Genomic DNA, 23,704 nt, shown 5'->3' with positions numbered 1-23,704 from the left:
GCCCGGCCGACTCCCGACGGGGTCCTCGCCGTTCACCCGACCGCCGGACGCTGGACGCTCGGGGAGGCGACATGGACCGGGACGCGGTGCTGGCATGGGTGGAGTCGCCCCTGCAACTCCTCGGCGCTGCCGAGTGGGCCGCCGCACACCGCACCACCGTCCCCGTCGCCGGCCGCCTGACGCCGCAGATGTCGGAGACGGCCGATCTTCTCCTCGCACGCGGCGCCCGTTTCGGCGAGATGGCGCCCTACCTCGGCATCCCGTGGACGCTGCTGGCGCAGCATCCGCACTGGCTCGTCGGCGACGGATTCTCCGGACAGTTCCGGCTGGCCGCCGCCATCCTGCGCCCGCGCACCCTCACCTTCCTCGATGACGGCGCGATAGCCGTGCCCTTCGCCGACACTCTCCTCCAGCGCCGCCCGTACGCGCGTCCGCACGTGACGGAGAAGGGCCTTTCGAAGACCCTCGCGCCGTTCGCTGCGGAAGCGATCGCGCGCCGCGCCCGCTCCGGCTCTGCGCACCTCTTCACGGCATTCGATCTCGGCGAGGACCGGATGCTCGCGCTCTCCGCCCGGGGATTCGCCGTCGAGCAGCACCGGTTCGCCTGGACGCGTGCGACCGCCCCCGCGCCCGCCGACCTGGGCACCCGCGTCATCCTCGGAAGCGCCCGCCCGATCGATGGACGGATGACGCGTGACGCCTACCTCGCGTGGGTCGCCGACGTCGCCGGTCACCCCGGCGGCGCGCGGACGACCTACCTCCCGCATCGGCGTGAGACCGCCGAACAGCTCGGCGCCGTCCGCCGCCTTCCGGGCATCACGGTCGCCGCAGCATCCGTCCCGGTCGAGCTGGTGCTCGCCGGCTCGACCCGCCCCCTCGCGCTGCACACCCTTCCCTCCACGACCTCCACCACACTCCGCCTCGTCCTCGCCGGCAGCGGGTCGACCATCAACGGCGAGCCGGTGCCGACTGCCCACACCCGGACGGGAGCCGAGCGATGAGCGAGGTGGTCGCGATCATCCCCGCGCGCGGCGGCTCGAAGGGGGTGCCGCGGAAGAATCTCCGCCGCGTCGGCGGCATCCCGCTCATCGGCCGCGCGATCCAGGCGGCGCGACGGTGCGATCTGATCGACCGTGTCTGCGTCTCCACTGACGACGACGAGATCGCCGCGGTCGCCGCCGAGTGGGGAGCCGAGGTCATCCGTCGTCCCGACCACCTCTCGGGCGACACCGCGAGCTCGGAATCGGCGCTCCTTCACGCTCTGGACGACCTCGAGGCGCGCGAGATCGCCGTCGGCGTCGTGGCGTTCCTCCAGGCCACCTCGCCGTTCATCGACAGCGACGCGCTCGCCGGAGCGATACGGGTCGTGCAGCAGCGTCGACGAGACAGCGTGTTCTCCGCAATCGAGACGTACGGGTTCCTCTGGCGCAAGGGCACCGGCGGATGTGCGGAGGCCATCAACCATCGCGCAGACCACCGCCCGCGGCGGCAGGACCGCGAACCGCACTACCTCGAAACAGGCGCGTTCTACGTGCTCCGCGCCACCGGCTTCCGCGCCCTCGGGCACCGATTCTTCGGCAGCATCGGTATCGCCGCGGTCCCCGAGCGCACCGCCATCGAGATCGACTCGTTCGCCGAACTCGAGGTCGCCCGCGCGCTCGCTCCGCTCATCGACGTTCCCGAGCCGATCGACGTCGACGCCGTCGTCACCGACTTCGACGGGGTGCACACCGACGACACCGTCACCGTCACCGAGACCGGAGTGGAAGCCGTCCGGGTGAGCCGCTCCGACGGCATGGGTGTCGCACGTCTGCGCGCCGCCGACATCCCCGTCCTGATCCTCTCGACGGAGCGGAATCCGGTGGTGGGCGTCCGGGGGCAGAAGCTCCGCGTCGAGGTCCTCCAGGGGGTCGACGACAAGGCCGCGACGCTTCGGGCGTGGGCGGATGCCGCGTGCATTTCCCTGTCGCGGATCGCCTATCTCGGCAACGACGTCAACGACGTCGCGGCGATGGACATCGTGGGCTGGCCAGTCGCCGTCGGCGACGCCGACCCGGTCGTCCTGAGCGCCGCACGTGTCGTCCTGGATCGCCACGGCGGCGACGGGGCCGTGCGCGAACTGGCTGAGCGCGTGCTCCGCGCACGTCGCGGTCCGAGACCGCTTCCCTCCCTCCACGAGAACAGGACCACCCCATGACCGTCACCATCGGCTCCCGCGTCATCGGCGGCGGACACCCCGCCTACCTCATCGGCGAGATCGGTCTGAACCACAACGGCGACGTCGAGATCGCCAAGCGCCTCATCGACGTCGCCGCGGATGCGGGCGTCGACGCGGTGAAGTTCCAGAAGCGCACGCCCGAGATCTCCACTCCCGAGCACATGCGCGACATCCCGCGCGAAACGCCCTGGGGCACCATGAGCTACCTCGACTACCGCCGCCGCGTCGAGTTCGACCGAGACCAGTACATCGAGATCTCCGACCACGCCATCCTGCGGGGGCTGGAGTGGTTCGCCTCGCCCTGGGACGTGCCGAGCGTGGCGTTCCTGGAAGACCTCGGCGTCGCCGCGCACAAGGTCGCCTCGGCGTGCCTGACCGACCGAGCACTGCTCGGGGCGCTCCGCGACACCGGCAAGCCGGTGATCCTCTCAACGGGGATGTCGACGATGGCGCAGATCACCTCCGCCGTCGAGATCCTCGGCACGGACGACCTCGTTCTGCTGCATGCCACTTCGACGTACCCGATGGAACCCGAGGAGGCCAACCTGCGGATGATCCCCGCTCTGCGCGATCGCTTCCCGGGGGTCCCGGTGGGCTACTCCGGCCACGAACGGGGCCTTCAGGTCTCCCTCGCCGCGGTCGCCCTCGGCGCCGTCGCGGTCGAACGCCACATCACGCTCGACCGCACCATGTGGGGCTCCGACCACGCCGCCTCGCTCGAACCCGCGGGTCTGCAGCACCTCGTGCGCGACATCCGGATCATCGAGGCCGCCCTCGGCGACGGCGTCAAGCGCGTCTACGACAGCGAGCAGGGGCCACTGGCCAAGCTCCGCCGCGTCACGACGTGACGGCGCCGTGACGGCGAGGACCATCCGGATCGTCGGCATCGCCGACACCGATTCGTACGTGAAGTGGACCGCGGCGCTCGTGGGAACCGCTCCGACCGCGTGGGATCGCGCGATGCGGGTCCTTCAGACACCCCTGGCGGTGTCGGATGAGCAGCTGGGCGCGGCCCTGGCGACAAGTGGTCTCCCGGAGCGGGCGGTCGCCCGGGTCACGCTCTCCGAACTGGGCCGGAGCCTCAGCGACGATCCACCCGACGTCGTGGTCGTCGGCGCGCGCGGTCCGCTGGCCCGGGTGCTCATCAGGCAGCTCGCGGGTCTGCGGGATCGGCCGGTGATCGTAACGGGCCTTCCCGGCATCTCGATCCCCGCCACCCGGAAGGCACTGTTCTACCGCCAGGGCGCCGACCTCTTCGTCGTGCATTCCCATCGTGAGCGTGCGGACTTCGCCGCGCTCGCGGCGGCCACCGGCATCGGTCACCGCTTCGCCCTGGCCAGCCTTCCGTTCGCGGCGGCTGCCGCGCGGACGGGTCATCGCGGTCCCGCGCCCGGCGCGAGCGACATCGTCTTCGCCGCCCAGGCCGTCGTCCCCCGCGAACGGGTCGAACGCGCGCGGGTGGCCGGCATCCTCCGTCGCCTGGCGCTCGTCGACCCCGAGCGACGCGTCGTGGTGAAGCTCCGCGCCGCCGCGGGCGAGCATCAGACCCACCTCGAGCGCGACTCCTATCCCGAACTCCTGCACGCGCTCGGTCGGCTGCCGGAGAACCTCGTGCTCTCGACCGAGCCCATGCAGGCCGCTCTGGACCGGGCTGCGGGCCTGGTCACCATCAGCTCGACGGCGGCGATCGAGGCCATCGCCCGCGGCATCCCGGTCCTCGCCCTCGACACGTTCGGCGTGTCACCCGCGCTCATCAACGTCGTCTTTGAAGGAAGCGGCGTCCTCGGCGGGGAGGATGACCTGCTCGCGGGTCGGTTCCGGCTCCCTCACGAATCCTGGCGGCGGGAGAACTACCTTCACGACCCCGAGGAGGATGACTGGACCGCGGCCGTCGAGCGATCGATGGGCCTTCGCCGGCGGGGGCTGTTGGTCAAGCCCGCGCTGCCGACCGGACGCGGGGGTCGCCTGAGGATGGCGTGGGAGCGGAAGACCGTGCTCGGCCCCCTCGACCGCTCACGGGCCGGTTGGTGGGCGCTGGCCGTCGGGGTGCCCGCGCGCACCGTGGTCCGCGCCGCGCAGCGTGTCCGCGGCCGGCGTCAGGTGTCGCGCTCGGCCAGCGCGTCGTCCTCGCGGTGATCGTCGGTCCCGCCCGGCGGGTAGTCGGCCGGCTCGGGCCGCGCGCGCAGGAACAGGATGCTCACGAGCAGCCCGCCCCAGACGATCACGATCGACAGGATCAGGAACGTGATGGCGAGACCGGTCATCGCGCATCCTCCTTCCGCGTCGCGGACGCACCTTCCGGCGGGAACGGCGGCCATGCCCGGAAATCATCCGGCGAGTCTCGCCACTTCAGCGCCGACATCACCACGGCGGCGACGACGATGAAGGCGATGGTGCCCCAGCCGAACACCAGCAGGTACCACTCCGGGAGCCCGCCGTACCCCTCGACGATCAGCACCACGATGCGCTGGATGAGCATGTAGGCGAGGACGATCGGCGCCAGTACGCCCACGAGCACCACCCAGACGCGCCCGACCTGGAAGGTGGAAACGGCGTTCAGGTGGTACCGCAGTTCGGGACCCCCGCGCAGCACCCAGATGACCACGATGGTGGTCAGCACCGCCGAGGCGACGATCCCGACGTTGTTGGCGTACTGGTCGGTGACGTCGAGGGCGAGGAGCCCGGTCGTGGTCGAGAACAGCAGGATCGACAGCACGGCCGAGACCGAGCCGACGATCGCGGCCGCCACGCGCGGGGTCAGCCGGAACTTCTCCTGGAACGCCGCCGACACCACCTGGAGCACAGAGATGAGAGAGGTGAAGCCCGCAAGCGTGAGCGAGCCGAAGAACAGAGCTCCGAACAGCGGTCCGCCGGGCATCTGCGACACGATCGCCGGGAACGTGATGAACGACAGTCCCACGCCGGTCAAGCCCTCGAGTTCGGCGACCTGGATGCCCTGCTGGAAGGCGAAGAACCCGAGCGTGGCGAAGACGCCGATCCCGGCGAGGATCTCGAACGACGAGTTGGCGAAAGCCACGACCAGGCCCGGGGAGGTGAGGTTCGACCGCCGACGCCGGTAGGAGGCGTAGGTGATCATGATGCCGAAGGCGACCGACAGCGAGAAGAAGATCTGGCTGTATGCGGCGATCCACACGTTCGGATCGCCGAGGGCCGCCCAGTTCGGGGTGAACAGGGCGTTCAGCCCCTCGGCGGCACCATCGAGGAAGAGGGCGCGGACGACGAGCACCAGGAAGGCGATGACGAGGATCGGCAGGAAGATGACGTTCGCCCGCTGCAGACCCTTGGCCACGCCCGCGGCGAGGACGAGGATCGCGGCGATCCACACCAGCGCAAGCGGAATGAGCACCCCGGGCACGAACTCCAGACTCAGACCCGGGTCGCCGACCTGCAGGTAGTCCGCCTGGAAGAAGGTCGCGGGATCGTCACCCCAGCGCAGGTCGAACGAGAAGACGAAGTAGCTCAGCGCCCACGCGATCACGGCTGTGTAGTAGAGGCCGATGACGAACGCGATCGCCACCTGGAACCATCCGAGCGACTCGGTGAACCGGCCGAGGGATCGGCCGATCCGGCGGAACGCGGTGGGAGCGGCGCCGCGGAACCGGTGCCCCAGGGCGTAGTCGAGGAAGAGGATCGGGATTCCGGCGGTGAGAAGCGCCACCAGATAGGGGATGAGGAACGCGCCGCCGCCGTTCTCGTACGCGACTCCCGGGAAGCGCCAGATGTTCCCGAGACCGACGGCGGAGCCGATGGCCGAGAGGATGAAGCCGACCTGTCCTGTCCACTGCTCGCGGGGCCGGGTCGCTCCCGAAGGGGCGGGCGCGTTCTTCGTCACTGTCGTCCTCCGTCAGGCTGTCGTGCGTCACCTCGGGTCCCCGCACGCTACCAGTCCCCGGCGGCCGCGACACAGTCCCGCGACGCGCTCACGGTGAGCGCTCGTCGCTGAGCTGATCGTGGATGCGTCGCAGATCCTCCATCAGCGAGCCCACGACGATCCAGTTCGTCGCCGACGGCGCGGTCAGCTGCAGGGGCGCGGTGAGCGCGGGGATCGTGGTCGTCGCCGTCGGCTCGACGTCTCCGGCACGCGGGGTGCGGCGAAGGTCGAGCCGGATGTCGTGCGCCGCCCGGCGCAGCTGGTCGGCGATCGCCTGCACCGCGGGCTCGGTCGCCAGACTCGCGTCGTAGTGGTCGTACACCGCGCGCGTCATCCCGATCGTCTGGGTCACGATGGGTCCGAAGATGGCGAGGAGCTGGGCGACCTCGTCCAGTTCGCGGCGGTACCGACGCGCCCGCGGGTTCAGGGAGAGGGAGTCCCGCGCGGTCACGATGGCCTCGTCGGCGTCCACGACCATGGGACGCAGCAGCCGTGCCGTGAGCATGAGCTCTTCGATCTGCGCGCGGGTCTGCTGCGCCGTCAGTGCGTCGGCGAGGCGTTCGAGCGATCGGGCGAGCTCTTCTCCGACCCGGTCGACGGCCTCGTGGGCGGGCGTCACCGCCACCGGCGGCACCATGACGATGTGCACCACCGTGCCGATGATCGCCCCGATGATCGTCTCGAGGATGCGATCGACGGCGTAGTCGGGGGTGGTGGCGCCAAGGGCCAGCACGAGCACCGCGCTGATCGCGACCTGGTTGGCCGTCCCCGCCGTGACCCGGGCCGCCCACGCGACGATGAGAGCCACGATGATCGCGACCAGGACCACCCAGGTGGCATCGCCGAAGAGCACCCCCAGACCCGAGGCGATGGCCACGCCGACGATGACCCCGACGCTGCGCTCTATCGCTTTGGCGAAGGACTGGTTGAGGCTCGGCTGCACGACGAGAAGAGCGGCGATCGCAGCGAACACCGGGGGAGGCCCCTGGATGAGCCAGCCCGCGACGAGCCAGGCAGCCACGGTCGCGATCGCGGATTTGGCCACCTGAAGCAGCGGCGCGCGACGCGGGGCGCGGATCGCCGAGGTCAGTCGCATACCTCAACGCTAGCCACGTCGGGCGGGGTTGACAGCGTCGGCGACGCCCGATGGGCTGAGGTGTCGCCTGAGAGAAGGAGAGCGGATGTCACGGGTGCTGGTTTTCGGTGGACACGGCAAGGTCGCGCGGCTCCTGGCGCCGCTGCTGGTGGCGCGGGGCGACGAGGTGACCGCGGTCATCCGGAACCCCGATCACGTCGGCGAGGTCGAGGCCACGGGTGCGACGGCGCGAGTGGCCGATGTCGAGCGGCTCGACACCGAGGCGCTCGTCGAGCTGGTGGCGGGGCACGACGCGATCATCTGGTCGGCCGGCGCCGGCGGTGGCGATGCGGCGCGCACGTATGCGGTCGACCGCGACGCGGCGATCCGCTCGATGGATGCCGCCGTCCGCGCCGGGATCGCGCGCTACGTCATGGTGTCGTGGCTGGGGTCGGCGCCCGACCACGGTGTTCCCGAGGACGACGACTTCTTTCCCTACGCCGACGCCAAGCTCGCCGCCGACGAGCACCTGCGCGCCACCGCTCTGGAGTGGACGGTGCTCGGACCCGGCGCGCTGCGCGACGAGCCGGGTACGGGACGCATCACGCTGGATCCGGACGGTCGCGGCGCCGTTCCGCGCGCGGATGTCGCCGCAACTGTCGCCGCGGCTCTGGTCGAACCCGCCACCATTCGGCGCACGCTGCGCTTCGGCGGGGGAGCGCAGCCCATCGCCGAGGCTCTCGCCGCGGCCTCCGACGCGCGATAGCGACCACCGACGCGGCTCACCCCCCATGACGTCCGCTACGGTCGGAGTATGAGCGGGGAGGCCCGGGAGAGGGATGACGACGTCGATCTGCTGATCGACGCGTGGTCTCGTCGGCTCCCCGACGTCGATCTCACGCCCCTCGACGTCATGTCGCGGCTGCGGCGGGTCGCGCTGCGTCTGGCTCGGCTCCGGGCCGAGGCCTTCTTCAGTGCAGGCCTGTCGGTGTGGGAGTTCGACGTCCTGGCCGCTCTGCGCCGCGCGGAGGATCCCCACGAGCTCAGTCCCGCTCAGCTGATCGGGTCCACCATGATCGGCAGCGCGGCGATGACGAACCGCCTGGAGAAGCTCGCCGCGCGCGGGCTCGTCGAACGCCGACCGAACCCGCGCGACGGACGCGGCGTACTGGTGCGACTGAGCGCCGAGGGCACCGAGCGGGTCGACGCTGCGATGACCGAGCTCGTACGCCGGGAGGCGCAGGAGCTGGCAGGGCTCTCGCGCGAGGAGCAGGGGATCCTCACGCGTCTCCTCGGCCGACTGCTGGTCTGACATACTTCCCCTCCGGCACCGCGTCCTGGCATGGTGAGATCATGCGCAGCCCGAAGCTCGTCCTCGCCGCCGTCTGCACCGCCGCGTTCGCGCTGGCACTCACCGGTTGCGCGCCGGGCGCGGCGGATCCGGAGAACACCTCCGTGATCGCCCCCGTCACCGAGTCGGCGGACGATCTGCAGGGCGCCACCGTCGAACTCGTCGTCGGGCAGGCGCTCAACATCGATACCGGCGACCTCGCCGTCGACAGCTACGAGGGAGAGGTCGCCGACCCCGCCGTGGCGGAGTTCGTCCAGGGCGGGGATGACGGCAGCGCGACCTTCAACCCCGGCGTGCGCGCTCTGGCCGAAGGCACGACGACGGTGACGATGACCAACCAGGACGGCGGGATCCAGCCGCTCGAGTTCACCGTCGAGGTCTCCGCGGGCTGACGCACTCTGATAACCTGAAGTGTCACGCGTGTGACGGTTCCACCATGCCCGGGTTTTCACCTCGGGGTGACGCGTGGGCCTGTGCGCCACACGTGACACCGTACGACCACAATCCGCTCCGCCTCGGGGCCGGGATTCGTCCGCGTTCGCGTGCGGATCCGGCAGCCGAGGCCCGAACACCACACCACCAAGGACAACCCACTACATGACTACCGCAACGACCGCCCCGGCCACCAAGCAGGTCGCGATCAACGACATCGGATCTGCCGAGGACTTCCTGGCCGCGGTCGAAAAGACCCTGAAGTTCTTCAACGACGGAGACCTCATCGAAGGCACCGTCGTGAAGATCGACCGCGACGAGGTGCTCCTCGACGTCGGTTACAAGACCGAGGGTGTCATCCCCTCGCGCGAGCTCTCGATCAAGCACGACGTCGACCCCAACGAGGTCGTCGGTGTCGGCGATCACGTCGAGGCTCTCGTCCTCCAGAAGGAGGACAAGGAAGGCCGCCTGATCCTGTCCAAGAAGCGTGCGCAGTACGAGCGCGCGTGGGGCGACGTGGAGAAGATCAAGGAGACCGACGGTGTCGTCACCGGCCAGGTCATCGAGGTCGTCAAGGGTGGCCTCATCGTCGACATCGGCCTGCGCGGGTTCCTCCCCGCTTCGCTCATCGAGCTGCGCCGCGTCCGCGACCTCACCCCGTACCTGGGTCAGGAGATCGAGGCGAAGATCCTCGAGCTCGACAAGAACCGCAACAACGTCGTGCTCTCGCGCCGCGCCCTCCTCGAGCAGACGCAGTCCGAGTCGCGCACCACGTTCCTCAACAACCTGCACAAGGGCCAGGTCCGCAAGGGCACCGTCTCGTCGATCGTCAACTTCGGTGCGTTCGTCGACCTCGGCGGCGTCGACGGTCTCGTGCACGTCTCCGAGCTGTCGTGGAAGCACATCGAGCACGCCTCCGAGGTCGTCGAGGTGGGCCAGGAGGTCACCGTCGAGATCCTCGAGGTCGATCTCGACCGCGAGCGCGTCTCCCTGTCGCTCAAGGCGACGCAGGAGGACCCGTGGCAGGTCTTCGCCCGCACGCACGCGATCGGCCAGATCGCTCCGGGCAAGGTCACCAAGCTCGTTCCGTTCGGTGCGTTCGTGCGCGTCGCGGACGGCATCGAAGGCCTCGTGCACATCTCCGAGCTCTCGGGCAAGCACGTCGAGCTCGCCGAGCAGGTCGTGTCGGTCGGCGAAGAGGTCTTCGTCAAGATCATCGACATCGACCTCGAGCGTCGCCGCATCTCGCTGTCGCTGAAGCAGGCCAACGAGTCGGTCGACCCCTACGGCACCGAGTTCGACCCCGCGCTCTACGGCATGGTCACCGAGTACGACGAGAACGGGGAGTACAAGTACCCCGAGGGCTTCGACCCGGAGACCAACCAGTGGAAGGAAGGCTTCGACGAGCAGCGCGAGGCCTGGGAGCAGGACTACGCCGCCGCGCAGGCGCGCTGGGAAGCCCACAAGGCCGCCGTCATCAAGGCCCTCGAGGCCGAGGCGAACGCGCCCGCGGCCGAGTCGACGGGATCGTCCTCGTTCACCTCCGACTCCTCGGTCGGCGGAACGCTGGCCGACGACGAGGCGCTCGCCGCGCTCCGGGAGAAGCTGTCGGGTCGCTGATCCCGCGCCACCCGCGCAGAGGGCCGGAATCCGTTCAGGGTTCCGGCCCTCCGCCGTTCCGGCGCAGGTGACGGATGCGTCGCGTAACCTCGGACCGGTGAGCGACGCGACCGGGCACCTGCCGCGCAGTCGCGCCTACCGGCGCCTCCTCGTCGCCCTGTTCTTCGCCGGCATCGCCACCTTCGCGCAGCTCTACTCCCCGCAGGCGGTGCTGCCGCTCATCGCCGCCGACCTCGACGTCTCACCGCCGACCGCCTCCCTCGCGGTCTCGGTGACCACCCTGGGGCTCGCTGCCGCCGTCATCCCGTGGTCGATCGTCGCCGATCGCTTCGGTCGCGTGCCCGCGATGACGATCGGCATCTGCGCGGCGACGCTTCTGGGGCTCCTCGCACCACTGGCCGGCGACATCGGCGTGCTGCTCGCGATCCGCCTGGCGGAGGGGGTGGCCCTCGGGGCCATACCGGCCATCGCCCTGGCCTATCTCAGCGAGGAGGTCGATGCGCGCCACACCGCCGCTGCCGCCGGCAGCTACATCGCGGGGACGACCGTCGGCGGCCTCACCGGCCGGCTCGTGTCGGGCCCCGTCGCCGACCTCGCCGAGTGGCGGGCCGGCATGTGGGCGGTGGCCCTGCTGTGCGCGGTGTCGGCCGTGATCTTCCTGCGACTGGTTCCCCGCGCGCGGGGGTTCGCGCCCCACCGCCATCGGCCGGGACGAGGACTCGCCGAGCGCCTCGCAGCCGTCCTCCGCTCGCCGACCCAGCTCGCGATCGACGCGCAGGGATTCCTCCTCATGGGCGCTTTCGTCGCGGTGTTCAACTACCTCGGCTTCCACCTCGCCGAGCCCCCGTTCGCCCTGCCGGGATGGCTCGCGACGCTGCTCTTCCTCTCCTACCTCGCCGGCACCGTCTCCTCGCCGTGGGCCGGCACCCTGGCGGCGCGTCACGGTCGGCTCCCCGTCCTCCTCGGGGGGATCGCCGCGATGATCGCGGCGCTCGGGGCGCTGATGGCGCCCACGACCGTCGTCGTCCTCCTCGGCCTGCTGGTCTTCACCGCGGGGTTCTTCGCCGCGCACGCGGTGGCCTCCGGATGGGCGCCGGTGGCCGCCTCGGTCGACACCCGCGCGCAGGCGTCGTCGCTGTACTACCTCGCCTACTACGGCGGATCGAGCCTGTTCGGCTGGTGCCTCGGCTTCGTGTATGCCGGTGCCGGGTGGACCGCCTTCATCGCGGCGCTCGCGATCCTCTGCACCACCGCCGGGGTCATCGCCGTCGCGGTGCTGCGCACCGCGGGTCTCGCGCCTCGCTAAAGTGAGCGCGTGACCCAGACGCAAGCGGATGACGCAGGCCTCGGCACCGTCCCCCCGCGGGCGCCCCTCGTGCTGACCGCCCTGATCCTCGCCGCGCTGGTGTGCAACATCAACCTCGCTGCGGCCAACGTCGCCCTCCCCGACGTCGGAGACGCCTTCGGCGCCACCCAGACCGCACTGAACCTCGTGGCGGTCGGCTGCGGGCTGGGCCTTGCGATGTCGGTGCTGTACCTCGGAGCGCTCGCCGATCGGTACGGGCGCAAGCAGCTGCTCATGCTGGGACTGGCACTCACCGTGGTGGCGAGCTTCCTGTCCGCCTTCTCCCCGTCCGTCGAGGTGCTCATCGCCGCGCGGATCTTCACCGGCGTCGCGGCGGGCATGGCCTTCCCCACCACCCTTTCGCTCATCACCGCCCTCTGGGCGCAGGGCCCCCGGCGAACCGTCGCGATCGCCCTGTGGTCGGGGGTGAGTGCGACCGCCGCGGTGATCGGCTCGGTGCTCGCCGGCCTGCTCCTGACGATCTGGTGGTGGGGGTCGGCCTTCCTGCTGGCGGCGCCGATCGCCGCGACGGCCCTCGTGCTGGTGGCGCTCGTCGTGCCCTCGCACGTGAAGGAGTCCGATGACCCCGTCGATCACCTGGGCGGCGTCCTCGCGACGCTCGCGATCGCCGCGCTCGTGCTGGGGGTGAGCCTGGTCTTCGCCCCCGGCCGGACGGTGCTCGGGCTGGTTCTCCTCGGCGCCGCGGTGGTGCTCCTCGGGCTCTTCGCCTGGCGGCAGGTCGCGTCGCGGCATCCGATCTACGAACTGAAGGTCGCCCGCCGGCGCATGTTCTGGGTGCCGGCCACCGGTGGCACGATCGTCTTCGGATCGCTCATGGGCGCGATGTTCGTCGGGCAGCAGTTCCTGCAGAACATCCTCGGCTACTCCACCCTGGAAGCGGGGCTCGCGGTCGTCCCGGCCGCCGTCGGTCTGCTGCTGTGCGCGCCGCTGTCGGCGCGGCTGCTGACCTCCCGCGGGTCCCGCACGACCATGCTCGCGGGATACGGCCTGGTCCTGCTGGGCTTTCTCACGACGCTGCTGTGGGGGGAGTCGACCCCCTACGTGCTCGTGGGTGCCGGCTTCCTCTTCATCGGCAGCGGTGCCGCCTTCGCCATGACGCCCGCGTCGCGTGCGCTCACCGAGAGCACGCCGATCCGACGGGTGGGCATGGCATCGGCGACGTCCGACCTGCAGCGCGACCTCGGCGGTTCCATCATGCAGGCGCTCCTCGGTGCGGTGCTCGCCGCCGGCTTCGCCGCCTCGTTCGCGCGGCAGATCGCGGCGTCGGCGGAAGCGCAGTCGGTCGGCGCGGAAGTGACCCAGGCGCTCCAGGCGTCCTACGCCTCGGCGCTGCGCGTCGCCGAGCAGTATCCCCAGTACGCCACGCAGATCACGCAGGGAGCCACGCAGTCCCTGCTCGACGGTGCGTTCTTCGCCTACCTCATCGGTGCCGTCGCGATCGTCGTGGGCGCGACCGTCGTCGCGATCTTCCTCCCCGGATTCGCACGCGAGCAGGAACTCGTCGCCGGCTATGCGCGAGAAGATGCCGACTCGGCGGCAGGGCGGGCCTGATCGGATGGACGTCACCCCCACCGCATCCGTTCCCGCCGTCGCCCCCGACGCGCGCCGCTGGGTCGACGTGGTCCTCGCCGACCGCACACGAGGACGCTCCCCGGCGCTCACGCAGCTGCTCCTCGGTGCCCTCGTCCTCGTGGTCGCGATCGCCGTCCTCGCGACCGATCTGGTCGAGAGCATGCTGGTGTTCTTCGTCGGGGTGACGGGGGTCTTCGTCCTCACCGGACTCGCCCTGATCATCCCCTGGGGACGGATGTCCTCGTGGTGGCTGATCGGCATCCCTCTCGCCGACATCGTCGCCGTCGGCGTCATGCGCGGCGGTGCGCCGGCGCTGGGGACGGGGCTGCTGTTCATCTTCCCCGTGATGTGGCTGGCGACCGGCTTCGGCATGATCGGCCTCATCTCGGGGGTCACCACCGCCACCGTCACCTACTGGATCACCGTGGCGATCGGGCCACCCAACCCCGCGATCCTCAGCACGATCCTGCTGCCGGTCGTGCTCGTCGCCGTCGGGCTGACCTCCTTCATCGCCGCGCGGCGGGCGGCTGCGCAACGGATGCTGCTGGACAAACAGGCGGCGCTTCTGCGGCAATCCGCCGAGCGGGCGCGGCGACAGGAGCAGATCGTCACCGAGGTGCTCGACGCGGTCGACTTCGGCATCATCCGCATCGACGAGACCGGCGCCATCACTGTGACCAACGATGCCCACGCGCGCCTGCAGCAGGTTCTGGCCGATGTCGAAGGGAAGGACCGCCCGGAGGCCTATCGGGTTGACCGCACGACACCGCTGCCACGGGACGAGCTGCCGCTCGAACGAGCGCGCCGCGGCGCGGTCTTCCAGGACGAGCGCGCGTGGTTCGGGACCCCGGGCGGCCCTCAGCGAGCGTTGAGCTTCACCGCCCGCCGCCTGCTCGACGCCGACGGCCGCGACAACGGCGCCGTCGTGGTCTCGCGCGACGTCACGGTGGAGATGCTCGCGGCGCGCGCCCGCGATGAGGTCATCTCCTCGGTGTCTCACGAGCTGCGCACACCGCTGACCTCGATCCTCGGGTACATCGAACTGGCCATCGACGACCCGGCGACTCCGCCGCGGATCCGATCCAACCTGCAGATCGCGGACCGCAACGCCGAGCAGCTGCTCGAACTGGTCTCCGATGTCCTCACCGCATCCTCAGCCGCCGACGATCGCGTGGAACTCGTCATGCAGCCCGAGCTCGTCGAGGTCTCCGAGGTCGTCCGGGCCGCGGTGGAGTCCCTCGTGCTGCGCGCGGGGGAGCGCGGGGTGACGATCGACACCGCACGGCTGCGCCCCGCCCACGCGTACGTCGACCCCCGCCGCCTCGCGCAGGTCGTCGACAACCTGCTGTCCAATGCGGTCAAGTACAACCGGGAGGGCGGACGGGTTTCGCTGCAGTCCGCGACGACGGGTCGATGGACGGCGATCGTCGTCGAAGACACCGGGGTGGGGATGACGGAGGAAGACACCGAGGCGCTCTTCCAGCGGTACTACCGCGGCGTGGCCGTCAGATCGTCGGCGGTCTCGGGCACGGGACTGGGCCTCGCCATCAGCCGCGACATCGTGCGCGGCCACGGGGGCGACATCACCGTGAGCAGTGTGCTGGGTGTGGGGTCGACGTTCACCGTGACGCTCCCGGCGACCCGGCCCGGGGCGGGGGAGGCCTGATGCTCAGCGAGCTCGACCTCGTCACCACGGCCGCGATGACCGCGCTCGTCGTCTTCGTCGCCGGCACGGTGTTCCTCCTGGAGACGGTGCTGCGCCGCGACGAGGCAGCGGGTCGCGCATGGTCGCTCGGGTTCCTCGGCGCCATTCTGACGTCGCTGCTCTATCTGGCATGGGCCGCCGACCCCACGGCCCTCTGGGCGGTCGTCGCGGGGAACGTGACCTTCGTCGCGGGGACCGGGGCGATGTGGGTCGGCTGTCGCCTCTACAACGAGCGTCGGAACGGCGTCGCGCTCGTCATCATCGCGGCGCTGAGCATCATCACGGCGATCGCGACCGTCGTCGATGCGCCGACCCGGGGCGATTGGGCCGGCGCCGCCTGGACCTTCGCCGCACTCGTCGTGGTCGCCGCAACCGCGGGAGTCGAGTGCTTTCGCGGGTCGCTCGGCAGAGCGCGCACGGCCTGGGTGCTGGGCGCGGTGTTCCTGGTGGAGAGCGTCTTCTTCCTCCTCCGCTTGGTCGCGTTCCTGCTGCTGGGCCCCGATGACCCCACCTTCCAGACCTGGTTCGGCAGCGTCGTGGTCGGGATGCTGACGATCCTGCTGATCGTCGTCGCGGTCATCGTCACCTCCGTGCTCCGCGCCGGGCGCGCCGAGCTGCGCCACCAGCGGGCGCTGGCCGGGGCCGAGGATGCCGTAACGGGCATTCTCACCGCCGGGCGCATGCGGGCGGCGCTGGAGTCGCTCGCGGCCCGGGCCATGACCCGGGGTACCGCGCTCGCCGTCATCGAGGTCAGGCTCGACGATCTGGCGCACATCGCCACCGCGTTCGGCGAGGAGGCGCGCCGGGAGGCGATCACGGTGTGGCGCGAGGCGGTCCGAACCCACGCACCGCTCTTCTCGGTGATGGGGGAGGACGACGAGGGCGGCATCGCGCTGGTCACGACGGCGTCCTCGCCGAGTGCCGCACGCCGGGAGGCGATGACCCTGTACCGGGGCAGCTTCGATGCGCTGGGGCAGCTCTCCGGCGTGGGCCTGCCCGTCGTCGGGGTGGGTGTGGCGTTGACGGAGGTCGTGGGCTACGACGCCGACACGCTTCTCCGGGTCGCGCGAGCGAGCGCCGTGAACGGCTTCTCCAGCGCGGACTCGGCGGTGGTGGTCGCGCGCAGCGCCGAGGGCTGAGCCGCCTATTCGGGCCGGCGGGACGTCGCGAGCGCCTCGATGCGCGCGCGCAGCTCGCGAGGACGGAAGGGCTTGCGCAGATACTCGTCGGCGCCGGCGTCCAGACCCTCCTGCGCATCGGACTCCTGCACGAACGCCGTGATCATGATGATGTGCGTGGCGCTGAATCGGCGGATGCGCCGGGCGGTCTCGTATCCGTCGATGCCGGGCATGCTGATGTCGAGGGTGACGACCTCCGGCGACACGCGGCGCACCAGCTCGACACCGTCCACCCCGTTGTCGGCGGCGTGCACGGCGTAGCCTGCCGACTCCAGCACGAGGGAGATGAGCGACCGGATGTCGGCCTCATCTTCGATCACGACGGCTGACTGTGGCACCGCGCTGCCTCGCTCGCTTCCGGCCGCGTTCGGGATTGCGTCCGATCGGCCCAGTCTAGAGTGCGCGGGCGCGCCGCGCCGTATGACATCGACGTGGCATGGTGGAGGCATGCCTCTGCTCGCGCTCACCGGCGGGATCGCCTCGGGGAAATCGACCATCGCGCGTCGACTCGGCGACCATGGCGCGGTCGTCGTGGACGCCGACGCGATCGTCCGTGACGTCCAGCGGGAGGGATCCCCGGTCCTTCAGGCCCTCGCCGCCGAATTCGGGGGCGACATCCTCCGCGCCGACGGCACCCTCGATCGGGCGGCGCTCGCCGGTCGCACCTTCGGCGATCCCGCCGCGGTCGCACGCTTGAACGCCGTCGTGCACCCCGCTGTCCGCGCCGAGTCGGCACGCCGCTTCGCCGAGGCGTTCGCCGCCGACCCCCGGGCGGTCGTGGTGTACGACGTGCCCCTGCTCGCCGAGGCGCGGAGCGACGATCCGTGGGATCTCATCGTGGTCGCCCACGCCCCCGCCGATGTCCGACGTCGGCGGCTCATCGACCTCCGCGGTTTCACCGAGTCCGACGCGAGCGCCCGGATTGCCGCACAGGTGCCCGACGACGTGCGACTCGCGCTCGCCGACGTGGTGGTCGATACGGCGGCGCCGCTGGCCGAGACGCTCTCCCAGGTGGACCGTCTCTGGCAGGAGCTGCCGGGGTTGATCGCCCGGAAGAAGGCCGCCCAGGGCTGAGTTCGGCGTACCCTGTGGCTATCGATCAGAAGGAGCCGTCATGGGTGTGCTCTCGAGATTCCGTCGGGGACGGAAGACCCCGTATCGCGCGGTCACCGAAGAGGAGCAGATCTCGCGGTACGTGTATCTGCTCAACACGCTCCCCGCGTCGGTCATCGAGAGCGCGCACGCCGCCGCCTTCCGAGACCTCCCCGTCGAGCGGCGGCGGCAGATGCTCGAGGAGCTGCGCCCGTTCCTCCGCGATGACGAGCGTCGGGATGCCACGGCGGAGCCGGGTCTGCTGGCCCAGCTCCTTCGGCGCGCCGAGCGATACCGCGCCGAGCGATCCGAGGGACGGCTGACGCCGGAGACCGGCGACCCCCGGGATGCCGCCGACCCGCGCTCGGTCCTCATGAGCGCCGGCGTGATGACCGTCGTCGCGCAGCAGTTCCTCCTCACCCAGGCGGTGACGGCCTACTTCACCGTCGGCGCCGGTTCCCTCATGCTCGCCGAGCAGCCGGGATGGCTCGTCGACACCGTCGACCCGGGCGCGACCGCCGACGCCGGCGGGTTCGCCGGCGACGGGGGCCTCGGCGGCGGATTCGGCGACGGGGGCTTCGGCGGAATGGATGCGGGAGGATTCGGCGGCGGATTCGGCTGACGGGCCGGATGTCGGAGGGCACGCCTACCCTGGAACGGTGCAGACCACACGATCCGTCAGACCCTTCGAGGTCGTCAGCGAATACGAGCCCTCCGGTGATCAGCCGCAGGCCATCGCCGACCTCGCCGCTCGCATCAACGCCGGCGAGACCGATGTCGTGCTTCTGGGGGCGACCGGAACGGGCAAGTCCGCCACCACCGCATGGCTGATCGAAGCCGTCCAGCGGCCGACGCTGGTGCTCGCGCACAACAAGACCCTCGCCGCGCAGCTCGCGAACGAGTTCCGCGAGCTCATGCCGCACAACGCCGTCGAGTACTTCGTGTCGTACTACGACTACTACCAGCCCGAGGCCTACGTGCCGCAGACGGACACCTTCATCGAGAAGGACTCCTCCATCAACGCCGAGGTCGAGCGGCTCCGGCACTCCACCACCAACTCGCTGCTGTCCCGTCGCGACGTCGTGGTGGTCTCGACCGTCTCGTGCATCTACGGTCTGGGCGCTCCCGAGGAGTACCTGCGCGCGATGGTGGCGCTGCAGGTGGGGGAGGTCTACGACCGCGACGCCCTCATCCGCAAGTTCATCTCGATGCAGTACAACCGGAACGACGTGGACTTCTCGCGCGGCAATTTCCGGGTTCGCGGCGACACGATCGAGATCATCCCGGTGTACGAGGAGTACGCCATCCGGATCGAGATGTTCGGCGACGAGATCGAAGCGCTCTACATGCTCCATCCCCTCACCGGCGACGTCGTCCAGCGCATGGACTCCGTCCCGATCTTCCCGGCCTCGCATTACGTCGCCGGCACCGAGACGGTGCAGCGGGCGATCGGGACCATCGAGCACGAGCTGGCCGAGCGGCTGAAGGAGCTGGAGTCGCAGAACAAGCTGCTCGAGGCGCAGCGCTTGCGGATGCGGACGACCTTCGATCTCGAGATGCTGCAGCAGCTCGGCTTCTGCTCGGGAATCGAGAACTACTCGCGCCATCTCGACGGCCGCATGCCCGGTGAGCCCCCGCACACGCTGCTGGACTTCTTCCCCGACGACTTCCTGATGGTCATCGACGAATCCCACGTGACCGTTCCGCAGATCGGCGCGATGTACGAGGGCGACGCGTCGCGCAAGCGCACCCTGGTGGAGCACGGGTTCCGTCTGCCCAGCGCCCTGGACAACCGGCCGCTGCGCTGGGACGAGTTCAAGGAGCGGATCGGCCAGACCGTCTACCTCTCGGCGACGCCCGGGCGGTACGAGATGGGCATCGCCGACGGGGTGGTCGAGCAGATCATCCGGCCGACGGGACTGATCGACCCGCAGATCGTGGTGAAGCCCTCCAAGGGGCAGATCGACGACCTGCTCGAAGAGATCCGACTGCGGGTGGAGCGCGACGAGCGCGTGCTGGTGACGACGCTGACGAAGAAGATGGCGGAGGAGCTCACCGACTTCCTCGGCGAGCACGGCGTGCGGGTGCGCTACCTCCACTCCGATGTCGACACCCTGCGTCGGGTGGAGCTGCTGACCGAGCTCCGGGCCGGCGTCTACGACGTCCTGGTCGGCATCAACCTGCTGCGTGAGGGCCTGGACCTTCCGGAGGTCTCGCTGGTGTCGATCCTGGATGCCGACAAGGAGGGCTTCCTCCGATCCGGGACGTCTCTCATCCAGACCATCGGTCGCGCGGCGCGCAACGTCTCGGGCGAAGTCCACATGTACGCCGACACCATCACCGATTCCATGCGCAACGCCATCGACGAGACCAATCGCCGACGCGACAAGCAGATCGCCTACAACCTCGAGCACGGCATCGATCCGCAGCCGCTGCGCAAGCGCATCGCCGACATCACCGAGGTCCTCGCCCGCGAGGCGGACGACACCAAGGCCCTGCTGAACCGCAAGGACTCGCGGGTGAAGTCGGGGAAGGGCAAATCGCCCACGCCGCAGCTGCGTCGCGAGGGGATCGCGGCCGAGGGCGCCGAGCAGCTGGAGGCGACGATCGCCGACCTCTCGAGCCAGATGCTCGCGGCGGCGGGGGAATTGAAGTTCGAACTCGCAGCGCGTCTGCGTGACGAGGTGCAGGACCTCAAGAAGGAGCTGCGTGCGATGGAGAGGGCGGGCCATGCCTGAGGGCGCGATGGCTCAGCGAGTCAGTCTCATCACGCTGGGTGTGACCGACCTCGACAGGGCTCTGGCCTTCTATCGAGAGCTGGGCTGGAGGCCGCACGAGCAGTCGGTGGACGGCGTCGTCGCCTTCTTCGCGCTCGACGGGTTCGTGCTCGCCCTGTGGGGGAGGTCGGAGCTCGCTGAGGATTCCGGTGTCGACGACCTCGGCGGATGGGGTGGGGTGACGCTGGCGCACAACGTGACCTCCCCGGAGGTCGTCGACGCGATCCTGGATGCGGCGGGGGAGGCGGGAGCCCGGATCAGCCGGCGCGCCGGGCCGACCCCGTGGGGCGGCTACTCGGGCGTCTTCGTCGATCCCGACGGGCATCCGTGGGAGGTGGCGCACAACCCGGGATTGCACCTCGACGCTGCCGGACGGGTGTCCCTCGGCTGAGCCGATCGTGCGCCGAGTCTCGCTCGACGCGAACGCCCGGCCCCATGTCGGAGGCCCCACCTACACTTGACGGGTGCCCATCGTTCCCGTCGCCCTCCCCGGTTCCGCCGCGCCGTCAAGCCTCTCGACCGGCTCCGCATCCGGCGGAAATCACCCCTTCGCGCCCTCGGGGAAACTCAGCGTCCGGGGCGCCCGCGTCCACAATCTCAAGGACGTCGACCTCGACATCCCCCGTGATTCCCTCGTCGTCTTCACCGGCCTGTCGGGGTCGGGAAAGTCCAGCCTCGCCTTCGACACGATCTTCGCCGAGGGTCAGCGCCGCTACGTCGAGTCGCTCAGCGCGTACGCCCGCCAATTCCTGGGGCAGGTCGACCGGCCCGATGTCGACTTCATCGAGGGCCTGAGTCCCGCCGTCTCGATCGACCAGAAATCGACCAACCGCAACCCGCGGTCCACGGTCGGCACGATCACCGAGATCCACGACTACATGCGGCTGCTGTGGGCTCGCATCGGCATCCCTCACTGCCCCGAGTGCGGCGAGGTCATCCAACGCCAGACCGTGCAGCAGATCGCCGATCAGCTCATGGAGCTGCCCGAGCGCACCCGCTACCAGATCGTCGCGCCCGTCGTCTCGCAGAAGAAGGGCGAGTTCGTCGACCTGTTCAAGGAGCTGAGTGCGAAGGGGTACTCGCGCGCGATCGTCGACGGCGAGATGGTCCAGCTCGCCGACGCGCCCGCGCTGAAGAAGAGCTACAAGCACGACATCGCGGTGGTCGTGGACCGCCTGGTCGCCGGTCCCGACATCCTGTCGCGGGTGACCGACTCGGTCGAGACGGCCCTGGGCCTGGCCGGAGGCGTCATGCAGGTGAACTTCGTCGACCGCGAGGGCGATGAGGCGTGGCAGTCGTTCTCCGAGAAGCTGGCGTGCCCGAACGGTCACCCGCTTCAGCTCACCGAGATCGAGCCCCGCACCTTCTCCTTCAACGCGCCGTTCGGCGCGTGCCCGGCTTGCTCCGGCCTCGGAACCCGGATGTCGGTGGATGTCGAGCTCATGATCGGCGATGAGGACCTGTCGATCCGCGACGGCGTGCTCATCCCGTGGACCACTCAGGGCAAGGGGCTCTTCCAGTACTACGAACGGCTTCTCGAGGGTCTCGCCCGCGATCTGGATTTCTCGCTCGACACTCCGTGGAGGAAGCTCCCGGCAGACATCAAGGACGCGGTTCTGCGGGGCGAGAACTACAAGGTGACCGTGCGGTGGAAGAACCGTTACGGGCGCGAGATGCGGTACTCGTCGGGGTTCGAGGGCGTGGTGCCGTACATCGAGCGCCAGTACCTGCAGGCCGAGTCCGACACGCAGCGACAGCGGTGGGCGGAGTTCCTGCGCGAGGTTCCCTGCCCTGTCTGCGACGGTGCGCGGCTGAAGCCCGAGGTGCTCGCCGTGCAGGTGCACGGGCACTCCATCGCGGACGCCTCCCGGCTGAGCCTCGGCGACGCCCACGCGTTCTTCGCCGATCTCGAGCTGACCCCGCGCGAGGCGAAGATCGCCGCGCAGGTGCTGCGCGAGATCCGCCTCCGTCTGGACTTCCTCATCCAGGTGGGACTGAACTACCTCAACCTCAGCCGTTCGGCCGGATCGCTGTCGGGCGGCGAGGCGCAGCGCATCCGCCTGGCGACGCAGATCGGCTCCGGCCTGACGGGCGTGCTGTACGTCCTCGACGAGCCGTCGATCGGTCTGCACCAGCGCGACAACCGGCGTCTCATCGAGACGCTGGTCAAGCTTCGCGATCTGGGCAACACCCTCATCGTCGTCGAGCACGATGAAGAGACCATCCACGCGGCCGACTGGATCGTCGACATCGGTCCCCGCGCGGGCGTGGACGGCGGTGAGGTGGTCCACTCCGGTCCCCTCGACGCGCTCCTCGCCGATCCGGACTCCATCACCGGCGACTACCTGTCCGGTCGTCGCGCGATCCCGACGCCGAAGAAGCGCCGTCGCATCGATCGCTCGCGCAAGATCAGCGTGGTGGGTGCCCGGGCGAACAACCTGCGCAACGTCACTGTCGACTTCCCCCTCGGAGTCCTCACGGCGGTGACCGGGGTGAGCGGGTCGGGGAAGTCGTCCCTGGTGAACGACATCCTGTATCAGGTGCTCGCCTCCCGGCTCAACGGCGCCCGGACGGTTCCCGGCAAGCACACCCGGGTCACGGGCCTGGACAACCTCGACAAGGTCGTCCACGTCGACCAGGCGCCCATCGGCCGCACGCCCCGCTCCAACCCCGCGACCTACACGGGCGTGTTCGACCGCATCCGCACCCTCTTCAGCGAGACTCCCGAAGCCAAGGCCCGGGGGTACCAGCCGGGCCGATTCAGCTTCAACGTCAAGGGCGGCCGGTGCGAGGCCTGCTCGGGCGACGGCACGATCAAGATCGAGATGAACTTCCTCCCCGACGTCTACGTCGACTGCGAGGTCTGCCACGGCAAGCGGTACAACCGCGACACCCTCTCGGTCCACTACAAGGGCAAGAACATCGCCGAAGTGCTCGAAATGCCGATCTCGGAGGCCGCCGAATTCTTCGAGCCCATCCAGGCGATCCACCGCTACCTGAAGACGCTCGTCGACGTCGGGCTCGGATACGTGAGGCTGGGACAGTCGGCGACGACGCTCTCCGGCGGAGAAGCCCAGCGTGTCAAGCTCGCGACCGAGCTGCAGCGCCGCTCGAACGGACGCAGCATCTACGTCCTCGACGAGCCGACGACCGGTCTGCACTTCGAAGACGTGCGGCGATTGCTCGAGGTGCTGAACGGGCTGGTCGACAAGGGCAACTCGGTCATCGTCATCGAGCACAACCTCGACGTCATCAAGTCCGCGGACTGGGTGATCGACCTCGGACCCGAGGGGGGATCGGGTGGGGGCCAGGTGATCGCCACGGGCACGCCGGAGCAGGTGGCGCGCGTCGAGGAGAGCCACACCGGCGCGTTCCTCGCCGAGGTGCTCGGCGAGTCGGCGGTCCGCAAGGCCGGCTGAGTCGGCC

Annotated in this window: 21 protein-coding genes; 17 read left to right on the top strand and 4 right to left on the bottom strand. The window is 70.0% G+C overall.

What is annotated here, in order from left to right; all coding sequences use genetic code 11:
* Nucleotides 1-71 precede the first annotated feature (71 nt).
* The 4 genes from MA875_RS13965 to MA875_RS13950 are packed head-to-tail and all read left to right on the top strand — an operon-like array spanning nucleotide 72 to nucleotide 4,354.
* The gene (locus tag MA875_RS13965) at nucleotides 72-1,001 is read left to right on the top strand and encodes a hypothetical protein (RefSeq protein WP_248242872.1); all 930 of its coding nucleotides are present in this window, start codon (nucleotides 72-74) and stop codon (nucleotides 999-1,001) included.
* The gene (locus MA875_RS13960) at nucleotides 998-2,197 is read left to right on the top strand and encodes an acylneuraminate cytidylyltransferase (protein WP_248242871.1); all 1,200 of its coding nucleotides are present in this window, start codon (nucleotides 998-1,000) and stop codon (nucleotides 2,195-2,197) included. The genes MA875_RS13965 and MA875_RS13960 overlap by 4 nt, the downstream gene beginning before the upstream one ends.
* Nucleotides 2,194-3,066: an N-acetylneuraminate synthase family protein gene (locus tag MA875_RS13955; protein ID WP_248242870.1), complete on the top strand. Its 873-nt coding sequence runs from the start codon at nucleotides 2,194-2,196 to the stop codon at nucleotides 3,064-3,066. The genes MA875_RS13960 and MA875_RS13955 overlap by 4 nt, the downstream gene beginning before the upstream one ends.
* A 7-nt stretch (nucleotides 3,067-3,073) precedes the next feature.
* Nucleotides 3,074-4,354, top strand: a complete 1,281-nt coding sequence (locus MA875_RS13950) for a DUF6716 putative glycosyltransferase (RefSeq protein ID WP_248242869.1) — start codon at nucleotides 3,074-3,076, stop codon at nucleotides 4,352-4,354.
* On the opposite strand, the gene MA875_RS13945 is transcribed toward MA875_RS13950, so the two are convergent.
* The 3 genes from MA875_RS13945 to MA875_RS13935 all read right to left on the bottom strand — a co-directional run bounded on the left by MA875_RS13945 (nucleotide 4,315) and on the right by MA875_RS13935 (nucleotide 7,206).
* Nucleotides 4,315-4,482 carry a methionine/alanine import family NSS transporter small subunit gene (locus MA875_RS13945; RefSeq protein ID WP_248242868.1) on the bottom strand — a complete coding sequence of 56 codons (168 nt, stop codon included), beginning with the start codon at nucleotides 4,480-4,482 and terminating at the stop codon, nucleotides 4,315-4,317. The two genes, MA875_RS13950 and MA875_RS13945, sit on opposite strands and share 40 nt — an antisense overlap.
* Nucleotides 4,479-6,071, bottom strand: coding sequence for a sodium-dependent transporter (locus MA875_RS13940; RefSeq protein ID WP_248242867.1), 1,593 nt, complete (start codon nucleotides 6,069-6,071; stop codon nucleotides 4,479-4,481). The genes MA875_RS13945 and MA875_RS13940 overlap by 4 nt, the downstream gene beginning before the upstream one ends.
* An 88-nt stretch (nucleotides 6,072-6,159) precedes the next feature.
* A complete protein-coding gene (locus MA875_RS13935; protein ID WP_248242866.1) occupies nucleotides 6,160-7,206 on the bottom strand; it encodes an FUSC family protein in 1,047 nt (348 codons plus the stop codon).
* An 85-nt stretch (nucleotides 7,207-7,291) separates the two neighbouring features.
* On the opposite strand from MA875_RS13935, the gene MA875_RS13930 reads away from it, so the two are divergent.
* The 8 genes from MA875_RS13930 (at nucleotide 7,292) to MA875_RS13895 (ending at nucleotide 16,370) form a co-directional block, all read left to right on the top strand.
* A complete protein-coding gene (locus MA875_RS13930; RefSeq protein ID WP_248242865.1) occupies nucleotides 7,292-7,951 on the top strand; it encodes an SDR family oxidoreductase in 660 nt (219 codons plus the stop codon).
* Between the two features lie 48 nt (nucleotides 7,952-7,999).
* Nucleotides 8,000-8,497 (top strand): MarR family winged helix-turn-helix transcriptional regulator, encoded by a 498-nt coding sequence (locus MA875_RS13925; protein ID WP_248242864.1) that lies wholly within the window; start codon nucleotides 8,000-8,002, stop codon nucleotides 8,495-8,497.
* 41 nt (nucleotides 8,498-8,538) lie between these two features.
* Complete coding sequence (locus MA875_RS13920) at nucleotides 8,539-8,928, top strand: hypothetical protein (RefSeq protein ID WP_248242863.1); 390 nt, start codon at nucleotides 8,539-8,541, stop codon at nucleotides 8,926-8,928.
* A 205-nt stretch (nucleotides 8,929-9,133) separates the two neighbouring features.
* Entirely contained in the window at nucleotides 9,134-10,588 is a 1,455-nt protein-coding gene (gene rpsA / locus MA875_RS13915; RefSeq protein WP_248242862.1) for a 30S ribosomal protein S1, read from the top strand.
* 97 nt (nucleotides 10,589-10,685) lie between these two features.
* Nucleotides 10,686-11,894, top strand: coding sequence for an MFS transporter (locus tag MA875_RS13910; RefSeq protein WP_248242861.1), 1,209 nt, complete (start codon nucleotides 10,686-10,688; stop codon nucleotides 11,892-11,894).
* Between the two features lie 9 nt (nucleotides 11,895-11,903).
* Nucleotides 11,904-13,505: an MFS transporter gene (locus MA875_RS13905; RefSeq protein ID WP_248242860.1), complete on the top strand. Its 1,602-nt coding sequence runs from the start codon at nucleotides 11,904-11,906 to the stop codon at nucleotides 13,503-13,505.
* Nucleotides 13,506-13,509: 4 nt separating this feature from the next.
* A complete protein-coding gene (locus tag MA875_RS13900) occupies nucleotides 13,510-15,192 on the top strand; it encodes a sensor histidine kinase (RefSeq protein WP_248242859.1) in 1,683 nt (560 codons plus the stop codon).
* Nucleotides 15,192-16,370, top strand: coding sequence for a hypothetical protein (locus tag MA875_RS13895; RefSeq protein ID WP_248242858.1), 1,179 nt, complete (start codon nucleotides 15,192-15,194; stop codon nucleotides 16,368-16,370). Before MA875_RS13900 ends, MA875_RS13895 begins: the two co-directional genes overlap by 1 nt.
* A gap of 5 nt (nucleotides 16,371-16,375) precedes the next feature.
* Here MA875_RS13895 and MA875_RS13890 read toward each other — a convergent pair whose 3' ends face one another.
* Nucleotides 16,376-16,729 (bottom strand): response regulator transcription factor, encoded by a 354-nt coding sequence (locus MA875_RS13890; protein ID WP_248242857.1) that lies wholly within the window; start codon nucleotides 16,727-16,729, stop codon nucleotides 16,376-16,378.
* Nucleotides 16,730-16,856: 127 nt separating this feature from the next.
* Between MA875_RS13890 and coaE the strand changes: the two genes are divergently transcribed.
* The 5 genes from coaE (at nucleotide 16,857) to uvrA (ending at nucleotide 23,697) form a co-directional block, all read left to right on the top strand.
* Nucleotides 16,857-17,483 carry a dephospho-CoA kinase gene (gene coaE / locus MA875_RS13885; RefSeq protein WP_248242856.1) on the top strand — a complete coding sequence of 209 codons (627 nt, stop codon included), beginning with the start codon at nucleotides 16,857-16,859 and terminating at the stop codon, nucleotides 17,481-17,483.
* A 40-nt stretch (nucleotides 17,484-17,523) separates the two neighbouring features.
* Nucleotides 17,524-18,123 carry a hypothetical protein gene (locus MA875_RS13880; protein WP_248242855.1) on the top strand — a complete coding sequence of 200 codons (600 nt, stop codon included), beginning with the start codon at nucleotides 17,524-17,526 and terminating at the stop codon, nucleotides 18,121-18,123.
* A gap of 37 nt (nucleotides 18,124-18,160) precedes the next feature.
* Nucleotides 18,161-20,239, top strand: a complete 2,079-nt coding sequence (gene uvrB / locus MA875_RS13875) for an excinuclease ABC subunit UvrB (protein ID WP_248242854.1) — start codon at nucleotides 18,161-18,163, stop codon at nucleotides 20,237-20,239.
* Nucleotides 20,232-20,669 (top strand): VOC family protein, encoded by a 438-nt coding sequence (locus MA875_RS13870; RefSeq protein ID WP_248242853.1) that lies wholly within the window; start codon nucleotides 20,232-20,234, stop codon nucleotides 20,667-20,669. The genes uvrB and MA875_RS13870 overlap by 8 nt, the downstream gene beginning before the upstream one ends.
* A gap of 73 nt (nucleotides 20,670-20,742) precedes the next feature.
* Nucleotides 20,743-23,697 (top strand): excinuclease ABC subunit UvrA, encoded by a 2,955-nt coding sequence (gene uvrA / locus MA875_RS13865; protein WP_248242852.1) that lies wholly within the window; start codon nucleotides 20,743-20,745, stop codon nucleotides 23,695-23,697.
* Nucleotides 23,698-23,704 lie beyond the last annotated feature (7 nt).

The sequence above is a fragment of the Microbacterium kunmingense genome, assembly GCF_023155745.1.
In the GTDB taxonomy this organism is placed as follows: domain Bacteria; phylum Actinomycetota; class Actinomycetes; order Actinomycetales; family Microbacteriaceae; genus Microbacterium; species Microbacterium kunmingense.
Note: the sequence above shows the minus strand (reverse complement) of the source record. Positions and strands in the feature narration are given on the sequence as shown.